Consider the following 16,329-nt stretch of genomic DNA (forward strand, 5'->3'; position numbering starts at 1 on the left):
ACAGCACCATCGGGTGATCGATGCCGGGGATGTCGGGAATACGCGGGCGCACGCCCGTGGCCAGCACCACCTCGTCCCAGCCACCCTCGGCGAGTTGCTCGACGGTGACGCGGGCCTCGAGATGAACGGTGACGCCGGTGAGTTCGAGCTTGCGCCGGTAGTAGCGGATCGTCTCGTCGAATTCCTCCTTGCCCGGAATGCGGCGGGCGAGGTCGAACTGGCCGCCGATCCGGTCCTCGGCCTCGAACAGCTCCACCCGGTGTCCGCGTTCGGCCAGCCCGATCGCCGCCGACAACCCGGCCGGTCCGGCGCCGACGACGGCGACGCGCTTGGCATGCCTGGTGGGCAGCAGTTGCAGCAGCGTCTCGTGGCACGCGCGGGGATTCACCAGGCAGGACACGGTCTGCCGGGTGAAGGTGTGGTCCAGGCAGGCCTGGTTGCAGGCGATGCAGGTGTTGATCTCGTCCACGCGGGATCCGGCGGCCTTGTTCACCCATTCCGGGTCGGCCAGCAGCGGGCGGGCCAGCGAGATGAGGTCCGCCTCGCCGCGCTGGAGGATCTGCTCGGCGACCTCGGGCATGTTGATCCGGTTCGACGCGCACACCGGAATCGAGATGTGCTCCTTGAGCGCCGCGGTGTATCCGACGAACGCGGCCCGTGGCACCGAAGTGACGATCGTCGGCACCCGCGACTCGTGCCAGCCGATATCGGTGTTGATGACGTCGACTCCGGCGGTTTCGAGTTCCTTCGCCAGGTCGATGATCTCGGCGTAGGTCTGCCCGTCCTCGACGAATTCGGCCAGTGACATCCGGAACATGATGAGCAGGTCGTCACCGACGGCGGCCCTGGTCCGGGCGGCGACCTCGACCGGGAACCGCCGCCGGTTCGCCGCCGATCCGCCCCAGCGATCGGTCCGCGTGTTGGTGCGCGGCGCGAGGAACTGGTTGATCAGGAAGCCTTCGCCGCCCATGATCTCGATGCCGTCGTATCCGGCCAGCTGCGCCAACTGCGCGCAGCGCACATGATCGGCGATCGTGGTCTCGATCTCCTGCTCGGTGAACGCCCGCGGCTCGAACGCGGTGAGCGGCGAGGCCACCGCCGAGGGAGCCCGATTGGTGGGAATGTTCGAATCGCGCCCGCCGTGCAGGATCTGCAACGCGATCTTGCCCCCTGCCTCGTGGACGGCGTCGGTGATCACGCGGTGCCGCTCGGCGTCGGTCTCGTCCAGCATCGCGCACGCGAACGGCCACAGCCAGCCGTCGCGGCTGGGGGAGTAACCGCCGGTGACGATCAACCCCACGCCGCCGCGCGCGCGTTCGGCGAAGAACGCGGCCAGCCGGTCGATGTGCCAGGCCCGGTCTTCCAGCCCGGTGTGCATGGAGCCCATCACAACTCGGTTGCGGAGTTTCACCCTCCCCAGCTCGATCGGCGACAGCAAATGCGGAAAGGCGGAACTCATGGGATGAACCTAACGGTAGCTACCTGGCTCCGCAATCGCTGGCGAGGCTTGCCATCTGCGGTGCACGGCCGGATCCCGGCGACCCGGTGTTCCAGGGGCGACGACCCGGCAACCTCCCACTCGACCGCCTCTGCCACGCCCCGAACCGAGCGCGGCGGGCGTCGTCCTCCGCGCGATTCCCGGTGCCCCGCCCGAGACCACGCGAGGCCTCCCGCCGCTGGGTAGGCGTCACCCTCGAAAGCCCGGTGAATTCCTGTTATGTTGGCCAACCTGACAGAGGTTCGAAACACATTGTGCCCGAACAGGAGCCATGCATGCCGGTATCCGGTTCGACGCGCAGATCCTTCCTGCGCGCGGTGGGCTCCGGCGCGGCGGCCCTGTCCGCCGCGGCCTGCACCGGATTCGCCACCAGCGGCAACGGCGGCATGATCTTCCTGTCCACTCAGTTCCGCCCCGCCGACGAGGCCGAACGTTTCCGCGGCCTGCTCGCGTCCGCCGCGCCGGGCGTCGGTTATGTGACCATCGAGGAGAGTCCGTTCGCGAGCCAGGTGCGCAGCCAGGTCGACGCGGGCGCGACCAGGATCGGTCTGCTCGGCGGTCTGCACGGCGACATCGCGCCGCTCGCGGGCGGCTACCTGGAAGACCTCACCGGGTTGCTCGCCGACCTCGGCCCCCGCGGCTGGTCCGCGGAATACCTGCGACTGGCGAAGGTCGGCACCGACCGCACGTGGTACATCCCGTGGGCCACCGCCAGTTACGTCCTCGCCGCGCATGCGGACGCGCTCGAGCACCTGCCGTCCGGTGTCGATGCCGGGTCGCTGACCTACGACCAGTTCCTCGACTGGGCCGTGGCGGCACGCCGCGCCAACGGCAATCGCCCTGTCCTCGGTCTGCCCGCGGGTCCCAAAGGCCTGCTGCACCGGTTCGTCCAGGGCTTCCTGCTGCCCTCGTTCACCGGCGGTCAGATCACCACCTTCCGCTCGAACGAGGCCGTGACGGCGTGGCAGTACCTGCGTGAGCTGTGGGCCAACTGCGCCCAATCGAGCACGAATTCCGACTTCATGCAGGAACCGCTCGACAGCGGCGAGGTACGCATGGCGTGGGACCACGTGGTGCGCCTGGTCCACGCGCCCGAGCGCGACCCGCGGAACTGGCGGATGCTTCCGGCGCCCCGGGGCTCGCACGGCCTCGGCTACATGGCCGTGGTCGCCGGGCTCGCGATTCCCAAGGGCAGTACGGATCCCGAACTCGCGCAGCGGACCATCGGCACGCTCAGCCGCCCGGAAACCCAACTGCGCCTGCTTCGTTCCAACGGTTTCTTCCCCGCGGTCGACACGGCGATTCCCGACGACCTGCCACCGGCCATCCGGCTCGAGGCCGACGCGGTGCGCAGGCAGCAGGAGGCGCCCGGCGCCATTCTCTCGTTGCCGCCGGTGGGCCTCGGCCAGCGTGAAGGTGAGGTGAGCAAGGTGTTCAAAGACAGCTTCCGCTCGATCGTGCTGGACGGGGCCGATATCCGCGCCACGCTGGATCAGCAGGCCCGGGTCCTGCAAGGCATCCTCGACGAGCTGAAAGTGCCGTGCTGGGCTCCCGACCCGGCCGCCGACTTCTGCCGGGTGGGCTGAATCATGATGTCGCGTCTACGCTCCCCGTGGATCCTCCTGCTGCCGTCGATCGTCCTCATGACGGCTCTGTTCGGCTGGCCGCTCGTGCAGGCCGTGTTCGAGGCGTTCCGTGGCGGCGACGGATTCACCCTCGCCAACTGGCGCCGGCTGTTCGACGATCCCTACGTCTTCACCGCGCTGCGCAACACCCTCCTGCTGATCGCGATCGTCGTGCCGATCCAGCTCGTGCTCGCCGTCGGCATGGCGCTGCTCATGCAGGCCCGGCCGCGGTTCGCCGGCGTGCACTTCTACCTGTGGTGCCTGCCGCTGGCGATCTCCGAACTGGCCGCGGGCCTGGTCTGGCTGTCCATCTTCGACAACCGCGGCTACCTGAACTCGCTGTTGGTCGGCATCGGGCTCACCGACGACGGCGTGCAATGGCTCAGCTACCGGAACGCGGGCACCATGCTGCTGGCCGTGGTGCTCGCCGAGATCTGGCGCGCGACGTCGCTGGTGTTCGTCATCGTGGTGGCGGGCGTGCAGATGATCCCACGTGACTACGACGAGGCCGCGCAGGTGTTCGGCGCGAACCTCTGGCAGCGGCTGCGGCACGTGACGCTGCCGCTGCTCGGGCCGAGCCTGCAAGTGGCGCTGATCCTGCGGACCATCCTCGCGCTGCAGGCTTTCGCCGTGGCGCAGGCATTGACCGGCCGGGACTTTCCGCTGCTGGTGGGGGAGACCTACGAGTGGTACGCGAATCTGCAGAACCCAGCGGTCGCCAGTGCGGTTTCGCTGATCGTGCTGGCGATCTCGCTCGCCACCGCGGTGTTCTACCTGCGGGCGGTCCGGCAGCCGGAGCAGGCCCGATGATCGCCGATCGCGCCGCGCTGATCGAGGCGCACAGCCGCGGGAACGCGCGCGGAAGGCGAGGAGCGCGATGAACCGAGTCGAGGAGCCGTCGCGGCGCGCACTGCCGCCGATCGATCGCGCGCCGCTGCGCAGGCGCCGCGGACGCGCCGTGTGGGCGCAGCTGGCCTGCTGTGCCGTGAGCCTGTTCATGGCGCTGCCGATCGTGCTCATCGGACTCGCCGCGGTATCCTCCCGAGAGGCGCTCAACGCGTTCCCGAAGCCGCTGATCCCGACGGAGTTCTCCACCGAGACCCTCGTCGCGTTCTTTCGTGCCACCGGAACCGTCGCTGCGCTGGGCAATTCGGTGCTCGTCGGCGTCTACACGGTGTTCTGGTCGCTGGTGATCGGCGCGCCCGCGGGATACGCGCTGGCCCGCCACGCCTTCCGCGGCAAGGACAGCTACCAGGTCTTCATCCTCTTCGTGCGCGCGCTGCCCATCGTGGTGCTCTCGGTGCCGCTGGCCACGGTGTTCCTGCGGATCGATGTGTACGACACGGTGTTCGCCGTGACATTGGTGCACACCACGCTCGCGCTGCCGACCACCGTGCTCATCACGGCCAGCATCTTCGTCGCGGTGCCTCCGGATCTGGAGGAGGCGGCCCAGGTCTTCGGGTGCACCCGTTGGCAGGCCGCTCGCCGGGTGGTGGTGCCCCTGGCGTTGCCGGGGCTGGCCGCGTCGTCGATCTTCACGTTCGTGCTGTCCTGGAACGAGATCCTCGGCGCGACGATCGTGACGCTCGGGCACCGCACGCTGCCCGCGCAGGTGCTCACGGCGCTGGGCGAGGCGTCGACCGCGTACCGCTTCGCGGGCGGCTTCGCGCTGATCATCCCGGCGCTGGTGTTCATCTTCGTGATGCGGCGCTACCTGGTGAACATGTGGGGGACGACGCTCAGATGACAGGGGTTGGCTGATGGCTGAGGTGGTTGTCCGGGATCTGGTGAAGACCTATCCCGGCGGCACGGCGCGTGCCACCGACGAGGTCTCGCTGGAGATCGCCGACGGCGAGTTCATGGTGCTGCTCGGGCCGTCCGGCTGCGGCAAGACCACCTTGCTGCGCATGATCGCCGGATTGGAACTGCCCGACTCCGGGCAGATCGTGATCGGCGGCAAGGACGTCACCTACCTCGAACCGCGGCGGCGCAACCTGTCGATGGTGTTCCAGTCCTACGCGGTTTTCCCCAACAAGAAGGTCGCCGACAACATCGGCTTCGGCCTGCGCGTGCACGGCGTGCCCGCCGACGAGATCCGCCGCAAGGTCGCCTGGGCCGCCGAACTGCTGCAGCTGACCCCGTATTTGGACCGGTACCCGGCGCGGCTGTCCGGCGGGCAGCGCCAGCGGGTCGCGGTGGCGCGGGCGATCGTGATGGACGCCGACGTGCTGCTCATGGACGAGCCGCTGTCCAACCTGGACGCCCTGTTGCGGCTGTCGTTCCGGGCCGAGTTGAAAAGGCTTGTCGCGGAACTCGGCACCACGACCATCTACGTCACCCACGACCAGGTCGAGGCGCTGTCGCTGGGCAACCGCGTCGCCGTCATGCGGGACGGATCGATCGCCCAGTGCGGCCCGCCGACCGAGGTCTACGACGACCCGGCGACGGAATTCGTCGGCGGGTTCCTCGGCAGCCCGCCGATGAACTTCCTCACCGGCACGGTTTCCGCGGCAGAGGCCGGGCCGCGCATCGACCTGGGCGGCCAATCGCTCGCCGTTCCCCCGGCGCTGGCGTCGTATGCGGGCGGCACGCTGCGGCTCGGCATCCGCCCCGAGGCCATCGTGGTGCGCGAAGGTCCGGCGGAGGCGACGGTGCGCGGCGAGCTCGAAGTGCTCGAGCCGCTCGGCTCCTCGACCCTGCTCACCACCCGCGTCGGCGGGCAGACTGTGAAAGTCCAAGCGCCGCCGAGCTTCCGCGCCGCCGAGGGCTCCGCGTCCGATCTGTTCTTGCCGCCGGAGGCATGCCGCTGGTACGACCCGGAAACCGGAATGCTGTTGCGATTCGAGTGACTTTCGCGACCGGGTTGATCAGCGGTAGCGGCGTACCGAGCTCACCGGCTCCGGCTTGCGACGACTAAGTGCAGTCGCCTGCGGCCGGATTGCCGGCCAGGCGGAATTCGAATCGCACCGCGCCCGGCGGTGCGGCAGGCAGGACGATGGCGGCGCCGCGTCGTGTGGGCCAGGTCCGCGGTAATAGCACGTATTGGTCACCCACGTGTGCCAGTAGCACGAGTCCGTCGTACCGATACCGGTAGGCCGATCCCTCGGCCGGGCCGCATTCGACTTTCCGCACGTCGGTGCTGGACAGGTGGAGGTCTTTTTCGCTGTAGACAACCACTTCCGGCTGGGTGGCGATCTCGGCCGCGGCCAAGAGAGCGCGTGATCGGCCCACGGCGGCAGAGTAATCGGTGGCGACCCAGAACAAACTGATGCCTATGACGATGAACAGGATCGTCCATTCGATGATCCCGGCGGCTTCGGACGATTGCGGCATATCCGGGTTGCGTTCCCGCAGCTGTTGCCGACGCTGAAGAGTGACATACCAGAGCAGCGCGACACCGGCGATGATCGACACCGGCGCCACGCCGAGGCCGTCGTTGACCGGGGTGATGAACAGCAGCCGGGTCAGGCCGTTGCCGAGAACGATGACCGCGACTCCGGTGACACTCAGCAGCTGCCATCGTGTCCGGCGGCCCCGGCGCACCGAGTCGGGCAGAGCGAGATATCCCCACGTGAGTGCCATCCCGATGACGCCCGTCGTGATGAGGGGAATGAAAAGCGCATCGACACTGCGCATCAGATAGTCACGGATGCTCGGGTGCAGGGTCGTGGAGTCGACGCCGAAATAGTGGAAGAACCAGTAGACGTGCGCCCAGCCGAAGTAGAACAGCAGCCCGGTAACCAGTGTTGTCGGGGCGGCGAGCTGGCCCAGTGCTCGGGCCACCTTGCCGAATCCGGCGAACGGTGACACCGCGGCGGGGGCCGTATCGTTGCGGTTGGGCGCAGAGGCTGTCTCGTCGTTCTCACCTGGTGGGGACATCGGCGTCCGACGGTGAAGGTGGCTTGGTCCCGGTGACGGTGGACCGAGTAGTGCTCGGTGCTGCTGCTGTTGTTGTTGTCGTGGTGGTGGTGGGGCTGCCGCTACCGCCGGTACTCTCGGTCCCGTTGGTGTCGTGCGCGCAAGGTGTCTTCGAGCCGGTCAGCAGTACCAGCGTCGCCGCGCGGTCGATGACCAGCTTCCCGTTCGGTGCCGACTCGTCCGAGTCCGAGTAGTCCACCGTCGCACCGCGTAACCGGCCCGAGTATTGGCAGCGATCGTGGGACGGATCGTCGCCTGTCTGCACCTCGACCCGAATGCACAGACTCCCGCCGCAAGCGTCTCTGATCCGACTGATGGCCGTATTCTTCACGGCGTCGATTGAAACTCCCCCCAACTGGACGAGGTTCGGGATCCGAATCGGCGCCGCCGGAACCACACCTGAACCGGTTTTGCCGGGTTGCCCGGGGAAACCGCCACCCGGCGTCACCGCGGCCGGTGAAGTCTCGGTTGAGCTCTCGGACAGGGCTTCTCGGCTGGTCGCCGATGCGAGATCCGTCGAACGGTCGGTCGGCGGGGAAGTGGTGCAGGCGGTTCCGGTTGCGATCGAAGCTGCGACCAGCAGAGTCAGCCCCAGATGACGCATGATGATTCCCCCGTTCGCGACGTCGTGAGAGGTGGATTCGCGAGGTATTCATGATGCTCTTCATGTCACCGACTCCGCTAGTGCTTTGCTCGCGCGCGAGGCGGGCACCTGTTCCGCGGCGCGATCGTGGCTCCGTTCGCCGGGCGGCCCGGTTTCGGCGAGGGACAGAGGAAGAATCCATGGCGTCGGTTCACGAAACCGGCGGGTGCCGCCTCGCGTCGTCCCTCGCCGCCCGACTAACGCCCGGTGAGTTCGGCGACGACCGGTGCGAATTTGTCGGCGGAGTCGGCACCGAACACGAAATAGGAGAAGCCGATCTCCTCCCGCCGCCGTTGGATTTCCTCGGCTGCGGCCGCCGGATCGTCCGGAAGTATCGCCAGCGAGTCGGCCGGAAGCGCGGCAACGTCGGTGTCGGGAGGCGCCATGAACGGGGCGACCGTGTCGCCGATGATCGGCACGTGCAGCGCGAGCTCGATATCTCGGAGCGCGCTGACCTCCTGTGCCAGCTGGGTGACTTCGGCCCGAGGCTCATCCGGCATCAGCGCGAAGGTGACCGTGTCCGCGACCTCGGCCGCCAGCGCCCTGGCCTTGGGCCCGCGCACGGCCATCACCACGGGCGTGCGACGGTCGGGGCCGTCGAGATCGCGCAGCGCTGTGATGGTCTCACGCACTTCGGCCAGCCGCTCGCTCGGCGGGACCACGGGTAGTCCCAGTTCGCGCAGCTCGTCCTCGATTCCGGGCCTGCCGGTGCCGATGCCGAACTCGAAACGACCGTCGGTCAGTAGCGACAGCGAGTGCGCTTCCCACGCCGTCAACCAGGCCGGGCGCAGCGGGGAAGCGTACACCCAGGTGCCCACACGCAGGTCGGTCAGGGCCGCGGCGGTGGCCAGCATGGGGCCGGGCGCCGGTTGCATCTGCGGGAAGTCGGGCACCAGCAGCGTCGAGTAGCCGACGTCGGCGATGCGGCGCACCCGATCCCGCCACGTCGGCAGGTCGGTTCTGAGCGGGGCAACGACCCCGAATCGAAACGGTCTCGTCATGCCTGGACTCCTGTCTGTCGGTATCTCCAGAGGTATCGACTGCGGATCCACCCGAAAGTCATCGGTGCATCGAACTCGGTACGAGCGCGTCCGAGGAGATTCGCCGTCCCGCGCCCGCCTTGTTCGTCTCGAGCACAGCGGGCACTCGGACCGATTCGTGAGGTGTCCAGACCCATCCGAACCAGGGAAGTGCGCCGGTTTCTCCGGCTTAGCGTAGGCGGAACTTGTGCGTCGTCGAGCAGCTGAATCGGTGCCGGGTAGACGAACGCGACGGTGGGAGGAAAACAAGCGATGAAACGAAGTGCCGTACGTGCGGCTTCGCCGGGTATCGATTCGGTCGGCGTACGCGCGAGAATCGAAACGGTCTGCCGCTCGATGGGGCACGTGTTCGTCGTGCTGGCGGCGGTGTTCGCCGTGTCCGCAGGGGCGGTCGCGGCGTCGCCGCCCGCAGGCGCTGATACCGCGTCGATCACGGGTTCCTGGGCCGAGGACGATCGCAGCGTGCAGGTGCGGGTGCATTCCGCGGCGATGGGGCAGGACATCATGGTGAAGGTGCTGCGTCCGGCCGATCGTTCGGTTCCGCGTCCGACGTTGTATCTGTTGAACGGTGGCGGCGGGGGTCAGGACAGCGCGACCTGGCAGAAGAACACCGACGTGTTGCGTTTCCTCGCCGACAAGGACGTCAACGTCGTGCAGCCGGTGGGCGGGCGCTGGAGTTATTACACCGATTGGCGTTCACCTGATCCGAAACTCGGTGTCTACAAATGGAAGACCTTCCTCACCGAGGAGTTGCCGCCGCTGATCGATGCGGAGTTCACCACCACCGGGGTGAACGCGATCGCGGGTCTGTCCACCTCGGGCACCTCGGTGCTGCAACTGCCGATCGCCAAACCCGGCCTGTACCAGGCGGTCGCGGCCTACAGCGGTTGCGCGCAGATCAGCGATCCGATGGGCCGCGAGTTCGTGAAACTCGCCGTCGAGAGCTGGGGTGGTGGCGACACCGAGAACATGTACGGCCCGCCCGACGACCCGATGTGGGCCGCGAACGACCCGTACCTGCACGCGGAGCAGTTGCGCGGTATCCGCCTGTTCCTGTCCACGGGCACCGGAGTTCCCGGCATGTACGACGTCTACAACGGCGCCTACACTCAGCCGGGGCCGCGTGGTTACCTCAACCAACTGGTGCTCGGCGGTGTGATCGAGGCCGCGGTCAACTGGTGTACCCACAACATGCGTGACCGCCTCGACTCCCTCGGCATCCCCGCCACCTATGACTTCCAGCCCACCGGAACTCATTCCTGGGGCTATTGGCAGGAGGCGCTGAAGAATTCGTGGCCCGTACTGGCCGAAGGACTGGGCCTGCCGCGCTGAGCAGGGGGACGGGAGACCCCCACACGCGACTTCGGCGGATACTGGCCCGTATGACCCACGCCCTGGTGGATTCCCACCTCCTTCCGGCTGAGTTGCGTCCCTACCTCGAAGCTCTCGTGCGCCGCGCCCGCGCCGTCTGCGGATGCCATCTGGTGAGTGTCTTCGCTGTCGGATCGGTCGCGCTCGGGGACTATCGGCACGGGCGAAGCGATGTCGACGTGGTAGTCGTCGTCGCCCCCTCGATCCCCGCTCAGGTATTGCGCGAATTGGCCGATTCGCTCGAGCACTCCGCGCTGCCGTGCCCGGCAGCCGGCCTGGAACTAGTGGTCTACAGCGCGAATTTCGTGGCCGAGCCGTCCACCGCGGCCGGTTATCTCATGGATCTGAACACCGGTCCGATGTTGCCGAACCGCGTCAGCTTCGATCCGGCCGACTCCTCGGCGTTCTGGTACGTCATCGATCGTTCCATCGCACATCAGACCGGGCGTTTGCTGCACGGGACGCCCGTGCGGCAGGTCATCGCGGCACCGTCGCGGCGCGACGTTCATACGGCACTCTTGGCTTCGGTTCGCGAACATGCCGGGGGAGAGGGGCATCTGGCCGACAACCGCGTGCTGAACGGCTGTCGAGCGGTAGCGTTCTGTCGCACGGGGCGCTGGTCGGCGAAACGCGAGGCCGCGCAGATGATCGCGACATCCGAGGCAGAATTCGCCCCTCTCATCGATACAGCGCTGCGCAGCTTCCAGCGGCCACGCTCGGCGGCGCTTCCGCTGCCGAGCAACGACGTTGGAGCCTTCCTGAATTGGGTGGGGGACCAGGTCGTCGCAGTCGCGACGCAGACCGACACCGATCGCGACCAACATCCGGACTCGCGGTAACGGGGAGCCGCAGCTTCACCGAAGCGCTCGGCGAATGAACAGGGAGCCGTTCGAAGCAAGAAACATGCCGTTACGTAAATATGCGCATTCAAGCATTTAGATGACGAGGAGCAGCCGTCCCCGACAGCGGAGGTGGATGCGCTAGTCTGCCGCGCTGGCGCTGTAGTGCACCCGCACCGGTACGTCGTCGGCCCAGGGCTGGCGGGTCACCATGTCGGCGACTCGTACTTCTCCTCGTTCGAACTCGCCGGTGGCGGCGTCGACGAGGCGGTATTGCTGGGTCTGTCGGTGGATCGGCTGGGCGTCGAGGAGGACCACGCGTACTTCGCCGGGTTCGAAGTGGCAGCGGCGGTGTAGCGCGGCGATGAGTTGTTCGTTGTGCAGGTGGCCGTCGCCGAAGTTCCAGCCGACGGCGGTGCTGCAGATGCGTTCGCCGTCGGTGATGGTGTACTCGTCTTCGCGGCCGGGCGGCATGGCGCGGTGTACGAGCGTGAACAACGCGCGGCCGTGTGTGTTCATGGCCCGGAAGGCGTACCCGAGGTACATCGGGATCTGCGCTCGATCCTTCCCGTAGAACCGCTCCAGCTGCGCCTGCGGCATGCTGGCTATCGCGACGACGCCTGCGCCGATCTTCTCCGCGGCCGACGGTTTGACGCACCACATGGTGGTGTCCCAGTTGCCGGCGTAGTAGCGCATGCCCGGCAGGAAGGAAATCTTGCGCGGGAACAGATTTCCGGCGATCACGATGCTCGCGAGCACGACGAACAGCACCGCCACCGGGATCGGGTTGTTCAGGCTGCCCGGACCGAGGTCGGCGTGCGCCAGGAACAACGTGAGGATGCCGAAGATCATGAAGACGTTCCATTCCAGCGGGACGCCCATGGGGATCGCGGTGAGGATCGCCAGGTGGAAGCACACCATCACGATCGCCGCGATCGCCGTCGGCCAACCGCCGTGGGAGAAGAACAACACCAGGGGAACGCACATCTCGACGACCGTGCCGCCGTGGGCGAAGACGCGGGACAGCCGTCCCGGCCGCAGATCGTCGGGGAAGCGTTCGAAGAACGCGCGCTTGAGCGGCTTCGGCCGGAACACCGGACTGTTGGACATCATCGTGGACACCACGAAAGGGAAATGCTTGTTGAGTTTCGAGGTGGCCGCCCCCATCCAGATCACGACGAAGACCACTTTCGCGGCGACGATCGAATCGGCTCCGGGGAGAAGGAAAGCGACCGTGAGGGTGGCGTAGACCTCGCCCCTGGCGGCCAGGAAGATCACTTTGTCGCGTAGCCCGAGTATCGCCAGCAGCCCCAGGATCACCGCCACCTGCCAGTGCGGCAGCAGACCCACGGTGGTGTTCAGCTCCGGTATCGGGCCGGTTCCGTCGGAGAGCAATGCGACCGCTGTCGTCACCAGCAGCGCCGCGTACAGCCCGACGTCCACCGGCGTGCGGTTGTCGCCCTTGGTGAGCGGTATCCGTCCCGGCCATGGTGGCAGCCGAATAGTGTTGGGGCGCAGCCAATACAGGATCGAGCCGAACGGTGGGAAGTACCGGTTGTTGAGCGGGCCGAACCCGCAACCCAGCCCGACCACTTCGAACAGCAGCGTGTACAGCACGATCTTCTGGAAGACGATCGGTTCCGACCACCAAGCGCCGACGTCGGTGAACCCGTCGATGCCTTCGGTGGTCAGCGCGACCGACCAGCCGCCGAGCACATAGAGGCAGATCTTGCCGACGTAGAACAGGTGCAGCGCTGCCGGAGTCCCGAAGCCGACCTCGGCCCAGTGCCTGGCCATCGGGCGGATGCGCTCGCCGCGCGTGCCCTTGCTCCACTCCGCCATGTCGACCACCGGCAGGTCGGGCTCGAGAAATCCCATCAAGCACGCTCCGATCGCGAACGCCCGGGGCACGGTCGGCGGGACCCCGGAGGTTCCCGATACGGTGACAGGTGAGGCAGTTGCTGTCAACGACTTCGCTTGTCGCGCTCGTCCATGGGGAAGGGGCAAGATCGAAGCCATGGAGCCGATTCCGAGAGCGCCGCTACCCAGGAGCATCGACGAATTCCGCGTGCTCGCGCAGGCCCGCTTGGCCGCGTTCCCGCGTATCGAGGTCGCCGATATGCCCGGGGTGCGCCGCGCGGCGGTGGCGCTGTGCGTGGTCGAGGAGCCCGATGGACCGCTGTCGGTGATCGTCATCAAGCGGGCCTACCGTGGCCGCAACGCCGGACAGTGGGGTCTGCCAGGTGGCCGCCTGGACGAAGGCGAGACCGCCGAGCAAGCCGCCTTGCGTGAACTGCGCGAGGAACTGGGCCTGGACGCGCGTCCCGGTGATCTGCTCGGCGCACTCGACGACTTCCCCGCGGCATCCGGTTTCACGATCACGCCCCTCGTACTGGCGCTGACCGACGCGACGCGGCTACGGCCGAATCCCGACGAGGTCTACTCGGTACACCTGGTGGATCTGGCCCGGGTCGCCGCCGAGGACACCCCGCGCTGGGTCCGGGCCCAGGACGCCGTACGGCAAGCGGAACTGCGCGACGACACCGCGCCCGCAGGCGAAGCAGGCCTGCTCCAGATGCGGCTCGGCCCGCAGATGACCATTCACGCACCCACCGGCGCGCTGTTGTGGCAATTCCGCGAAGTCGTCCTGCTCGGCACGGACCCTGCCGCGGCCAGGGTCGCCCACTTCACCCAGCCGGACTGGACCCACCGCTAGCCTTCGACGGCGTCACCACCTCCGGGGCGTGAGCTCGGTGCGCGCCGCCGTACACGGTTTGCTACCTTGAACGTCGTTCAAGTTGCTAGGCGGAGGGTTGTCGTGGAAGGTGTCGAGAACTCTCGGGAGCCGAGGGCCGGGGTTTCCGCGCGGGATATGGCGCAGATCGCCGTGTTCGCGGCGCTGATCGCGGCGCTCGGCCTGCCGGGCGCCATCACGGTCGGGTTCAGCGGGGTGCCGATCACGGTGCAGACCCTCGGCGTCATCTTGGCGGGTGCGGTGCTCGGGGCGCGCAAGGGAACGGCCGCGGTTCTGGTCTTCCTGGCGCTCACGATGATCGGCCTGCCGCTGTTGTCCGGTGGCCGCACCGGCCTGACGGCGCTGGCCGGTCCCAGCGCCGGGTACCTGATCGGCTGGATTCCGGCGGCGCTGTTCATCGGGCTGGGCACCGCCCGTATCCTGCCGAAGTACCCGATCGCGCTCGGCCTGCTGATCAACGCCATCGGCGGTCTGGTGATCATCTACCTCTTCGGCACCGTGGGTCTGCTGCTGCGCACCGATCTCGGCGTTCGGGCCGCGATCACCACCAACTTCGCGTTCATTCCCGGCGACCTGCTCAAAGTCGTCGTCGCGACCGTGGTGGCCAAAGGAGTGCATCGCGCGTATCCCGGAGTGATCCGTGCCTAGTCCCGAGCTCGGCGGCGTGGGCGACGCGCCCGCCGTCGACTTCGGTGGTCGGCGCTACACCTACCGCGAACTCGACCGCGCGATCGAGCGGTGGATCGAACACGACCCCGACGCGACGGTCTACGACGCGTCCGCCCTCCCGGTCCCGGACGCGCTGATCTGCGTCTGCGCCGCGGCTCGGCGCGGTATCCCGGTGTTCGTCGAGGATCCCGCCGCGCGACCGCACCGCACCGGCATCCCTCCCGGGGCATTTCTACTGGTGGCGACGTCGGGCTCGACCGGACATCCGCGGCCGCTGGCGCGGACGGCCGCCTCCTGGTACGACAGCTTCCCCGCGTTCACGGCGATCACGGGTGTGGAAGCGGCCGATCGCGTGCTGATCACCGGTCCGCTGCACGCGACCATGCACCTGTTCGGTGCGTTGCACGCGCTGTGGCGCGGCGCGTACGTCACCGACGACCCGGCGCGAGCCACTGTCGTGCACGCGGTTCCCGCGGTACTGCGCGAGGTGGTGGCGGCATGCCCGCGCCTGCGCACCGCGATCGTCGCGGGCATCGCGCTAGACGACGGTGCGCTGGCGGCGGCCGGTCGCCTGGATGTCGTGGAGTATTACGGGTCCTCGGAGGTCTCGCTGGTGGCGGCGCGGCGTGTTCCCGAGCCGATGCGGCTGCTCGACGGGGTCGAGGCCGAGGTACGCGACGGATCGCTCTACGTCCGATCGCCCTACCGTGTGCTCGGCGCGCCCGACTGGTTCGGCGTCGGTGATCTCGCCGAACTGGGCGAGGACCGTGAGCTCACCGTGCTGGGCAGGGGCGACTGCGCGATCAACGTCGGCGGCACCGTGGTGGTCGCCGAGGAGGTGGAACGCGTGCTCGCGTCGCTCGATGGCATCACGGCGGTGGCGGTGCTCGGCTCGCCGCATGCGGTGTTCGGTGAAATCGTCACGGCGGCGGTGCAATTGGACGGCGGTACCGGGCTCGCCGAGGTCCGGTCGCGAGCACGGCGGGTGCTGGCGAAGGAGGCGATGCCGCGCCGGTGGGTGCCGCTGCCCGCGCTGCCTCGCACCGCCGCCGGGAAGGTGGCCAGGGGCGAGCTGAAAGACTTGCTGGCATGAGCCCCGTCCCCGTTGTGGTAGTGCCGCGACGCACGCCGATCGGCAACGCGGGCCACGGATTCTCCGATCTGACCACCACCGACCTGGCCGCTCCCGTGTTGCGCGAGGTGCTGGCATCGCTGCGCGGCGCAGGCATCGATGCCGAGGTGGACGACGTGATCCTCGGCAACTGCCTCGGGCCGGGCGGCGATCCCGCCCGCGTCGCCGCCTTGCGCGCGGGGCTGGGTGCGCACGTTCCCGGCGTCACCGTCGATCGGCAGTGCGGCTCCGGCCTCGACGCGGTGATGCAGGCGGCGTTGCGGGTGCGCAGCGGCGCGGACGAACTTCTCCTGGCCGGAGGGGTCGAATCGGCCAGCACCGCCCCGTGGCGCTTCTGGCCGCCCGTGGCGGACGCCGAACCGGTGCGATACACCCGCGCCCCCTTCGCGCCGCCGGGATTCCCCGATCCGGACATGGGTGTCGCCGCCGACGATCTCGCGCGCGCACGCGGCATCACCCGCGAGCGGCAGGACGCCTACGCGGCCCGCTCGCACACGCTCGCCGCGGCCGCCGACTTCACCGCGGAGATCGTGCCGCTCGGCGGCGTGCACCGCGACGAACGCATCCGGACGGGGATGACCGCGACCCGGCTCGCGCGCCTGCGTCCCAGTTTCGGCGCCGACGGCACCGCCACCGCGGGCAATTCCTGCGGCATCTCCGACGGAGCGGCGGCCATGGCGGTCACCACCGAAGCGATGGCCGCCGGGCTGCCCGCTCTGCGGATCCTCGGCTGCGCGGTCGCGGGATCCGACCCGGCGTCACCCGGCCTCGGTCCCGTACCCGCGATCCGGAAACTGCTGCGCCGCACCGGTTTCAGTGTGGCGGATCTAGGCGTCGTC

The 16,329-nt window shown here is 68.3% G+C and carries 15 protein-coding genes; 11 read left to right on the plus strand and 4 right to left on the minus strand.

What is annotated here, in order from left to right:
* On the minus strand, positions 1–1,459 hold a 1,459-nt coding region (locus ON21_RS31880; protein ID WP_039804279.1), incomplete at its 3' end, for a 2,4-dienoyl-CoA reductase FMN-binding domain-containing protein.
* A gap of 314 nt (positions 1,460–1,773) precedes the next feature.
* On the opposite strand from ON21_RS31880, the gene ON21_RS31885 reads away from it, so the two are divergent.
* From ON21_RS31885 to ON21_RS31900, 4 genes are all read left to right on the plus strand, one after another.
* Positions 1,774–3,084, plus strand: a complete 1,311-nt coding sequence (locus ON21_RS31885; RefSeq protein ID WP_039804266.1) for an extracellular solute-binding protein — start codon at positions 1,774–1,776, stop codon at positions 3,082–3,084.
* A 3-nt stretch (positions 3,085–3,087) separates the two neighbouring features.
* Positions 3,088–3,933 carry a carbohydrate ABC transporter permease gene (locus ON21_RS31890; RefSeq protein WP_083881018.1) on the plus strand — a complete coding sequence of 282 codons (846 nt, stop codon included), beginning with the start codon at positions 3,088–3,090 and terminating at the stop codon, positions 3,931–3,933.
* A gap of 67 nt (positions 3,934–4,000) precedes the next feature.
* Positions 4,001–4,870, plus strand: coding sequence for a carbohydrate ABC transporter permease (locus ON21_RS31895; protein ID WP_039804267.1), 870 nt, complete (start codon positions 4,001–4,003; stop codon positions 4,868–4,870).
* Positions 4,871–4,883: 13 nt separating this feature from the next.
* Positions 4,884–5,972, plus strand: coding sequence for an ABC transporter ATP-binding protein (locus ON21_RS31900; RefSeq protein ID WP_039804269.1), 1,089 nt, complete (start codon positions 4,884–4,886; stop codon positions 5,970–5,972).
* A 64-nt stretch (positions 5,973–6,036) separates the two neighbouring features.
* Here the strand turns inward: ON21_RS31900 and ON21_RS31905 are convergent, their stop codons facing one another.
* Positions 6,037–7,002 carry a hypothetical protein gene (locus tag ON21_RS31905; protein ID WP_157171092.1) on the minus strand — a complete coding sequence of 322 codons (966 nt, stop codon included), beginning with the start codon at positions 7,000–7,002 and terminating at the stop codon, positions 6,037–6,039.
* Positions 7,003–7,034: 32 nt separating this feature from the next.
* Here ON21_RS31905 and ON21_RS38975 point away from each other — a divergent pair, with 32 nt between their 5' ends.
* Positions 7,035–7,235, plus strand: a complete 201-nt coding sequence (locus ON21_RS38975; protein ID WP_157171093.1) for a hypothetical protein — start codon at positions 7,035–7,037, stop codon at positions 7,233–7,235.
* A gap of 646 nt (positions 7,236–7,881) precedes the next feature.
* Here the strand turns inward: ON21_RS38975 and ON21_RS31910 are convergent.
* Positions 7,882–8,685, minus strand: a complete 804-nt coding sequence (locus tag ON21_RS31910; RefSeq protein ID WP_039804270.1) for an LLM class flavin-dependent oxidoreductase — start codon at positions 8,683–8,685, stop codon at positions 7,882–7,884.
* 375 nt (positions 8,686–9,060) lie between these two features.
* Between ON21_RS31910 and ON21_RS31915 the strand changes: the two genes are divergently transcribed.
* A complete protein-coding gene (locus ON21_RS31915; RefSeq protein WP_039804272.1) occupies positions 9,061–10,056 on the plus strand; it encodes an alpha/beta hydrolase in 996 nt (331 codons plus the stop codon).
* A gap of 50 nt (positions 10,057–10,106) precedes the next feature.
* The gene (locus ON21_RS31920) at positions 10,107–10,934 is read left to right on the plus strand and encodes an aminoglycoside adenylyltransferase domain-containing protein (protein ID WP_051021556.1); all 828 of its coding nucleotides are present in this window, start codon (positions 10,107–10,109) and stop codon (positions 10,932–10,934) included.
* Between the two features lie 141 nt (positions 10,935–11,075).
* Here the strand turns inward: ON21_RS31920 and ON21_RS31925 are convergent, their stop codons facing one another.
* A complete protein-coding gene (locus ON21_RS31925) occupies positions 11,076–12,812 on the minus strand; it encodes a DUF3556 domain-containing protein (protein ID WP_039804274.1) in 1,737 nt (578 codons plus the stop codon).
* Positions 12,813–12,951: 139 nt separating this feature from the next.
* On the opposite strand from ON21_RS31925, the gene ON21_RS31930 reads away from it, so the two are divergent.
* From ON21_RS31930 to ON21_RS31945, 4 genes are all read left to right on the plus strand, one after another.
* A complete protein-coding gene (locus tag ON21_RS31930; protein ID WP_051021557.1) occupies positions 12,952–13,650 on the plus strand; it encodes an NUDIX hydrolase in 699 nt (232 codons plus the stop codon).
* Positions 13,651–13,752: 102 nt separating this feature from the next.
* Positions 13,753–14,337, plus strand: coding sequence for a biotin transporter BioY (locus ON21_RS31935; RefSeq protein WP_174372236.1), 585 nt, complete (start codon positions 13,753–13,755; stop codon positions 14,335–14,337).
* Positions 14,330–15,451: a class I adenylate-forming enzyme family protein gene (locus ON21_RS31940; protein WP_039804277.1), complete on the plus strand. Its 1,122-nt coding sequence runs from the start codon at positions 14,330–14,332 to the stop codon at positions 15,449–15,451. The genes ON21_RS31935 and ON21_RS31940 overlap by 8 nt, the downstream gene beginning before the upstream one ends.
* Positions 15,448–16,329: thiolase family protein (locus tag ON21_RS31945; RefSeq protein WP_039804287.1), on the plus strand; the 882-nt coding region annotated here is incomplete at its 3' end. The genes ON21_RS31940 and ON21_RS31945, both read left to right, overlap by 4 nt.

Source organism: Nocardia araoensis NBRC 100135 (assembly GCF_000308435.1).
GTDB classification, from domain to species: domain Bacteria; phylum Actinomycetota; class Actinomycetes; order Mycobacteriales; family Mycobacteriaceae; genus Nocardia; species Nocardia araoensis.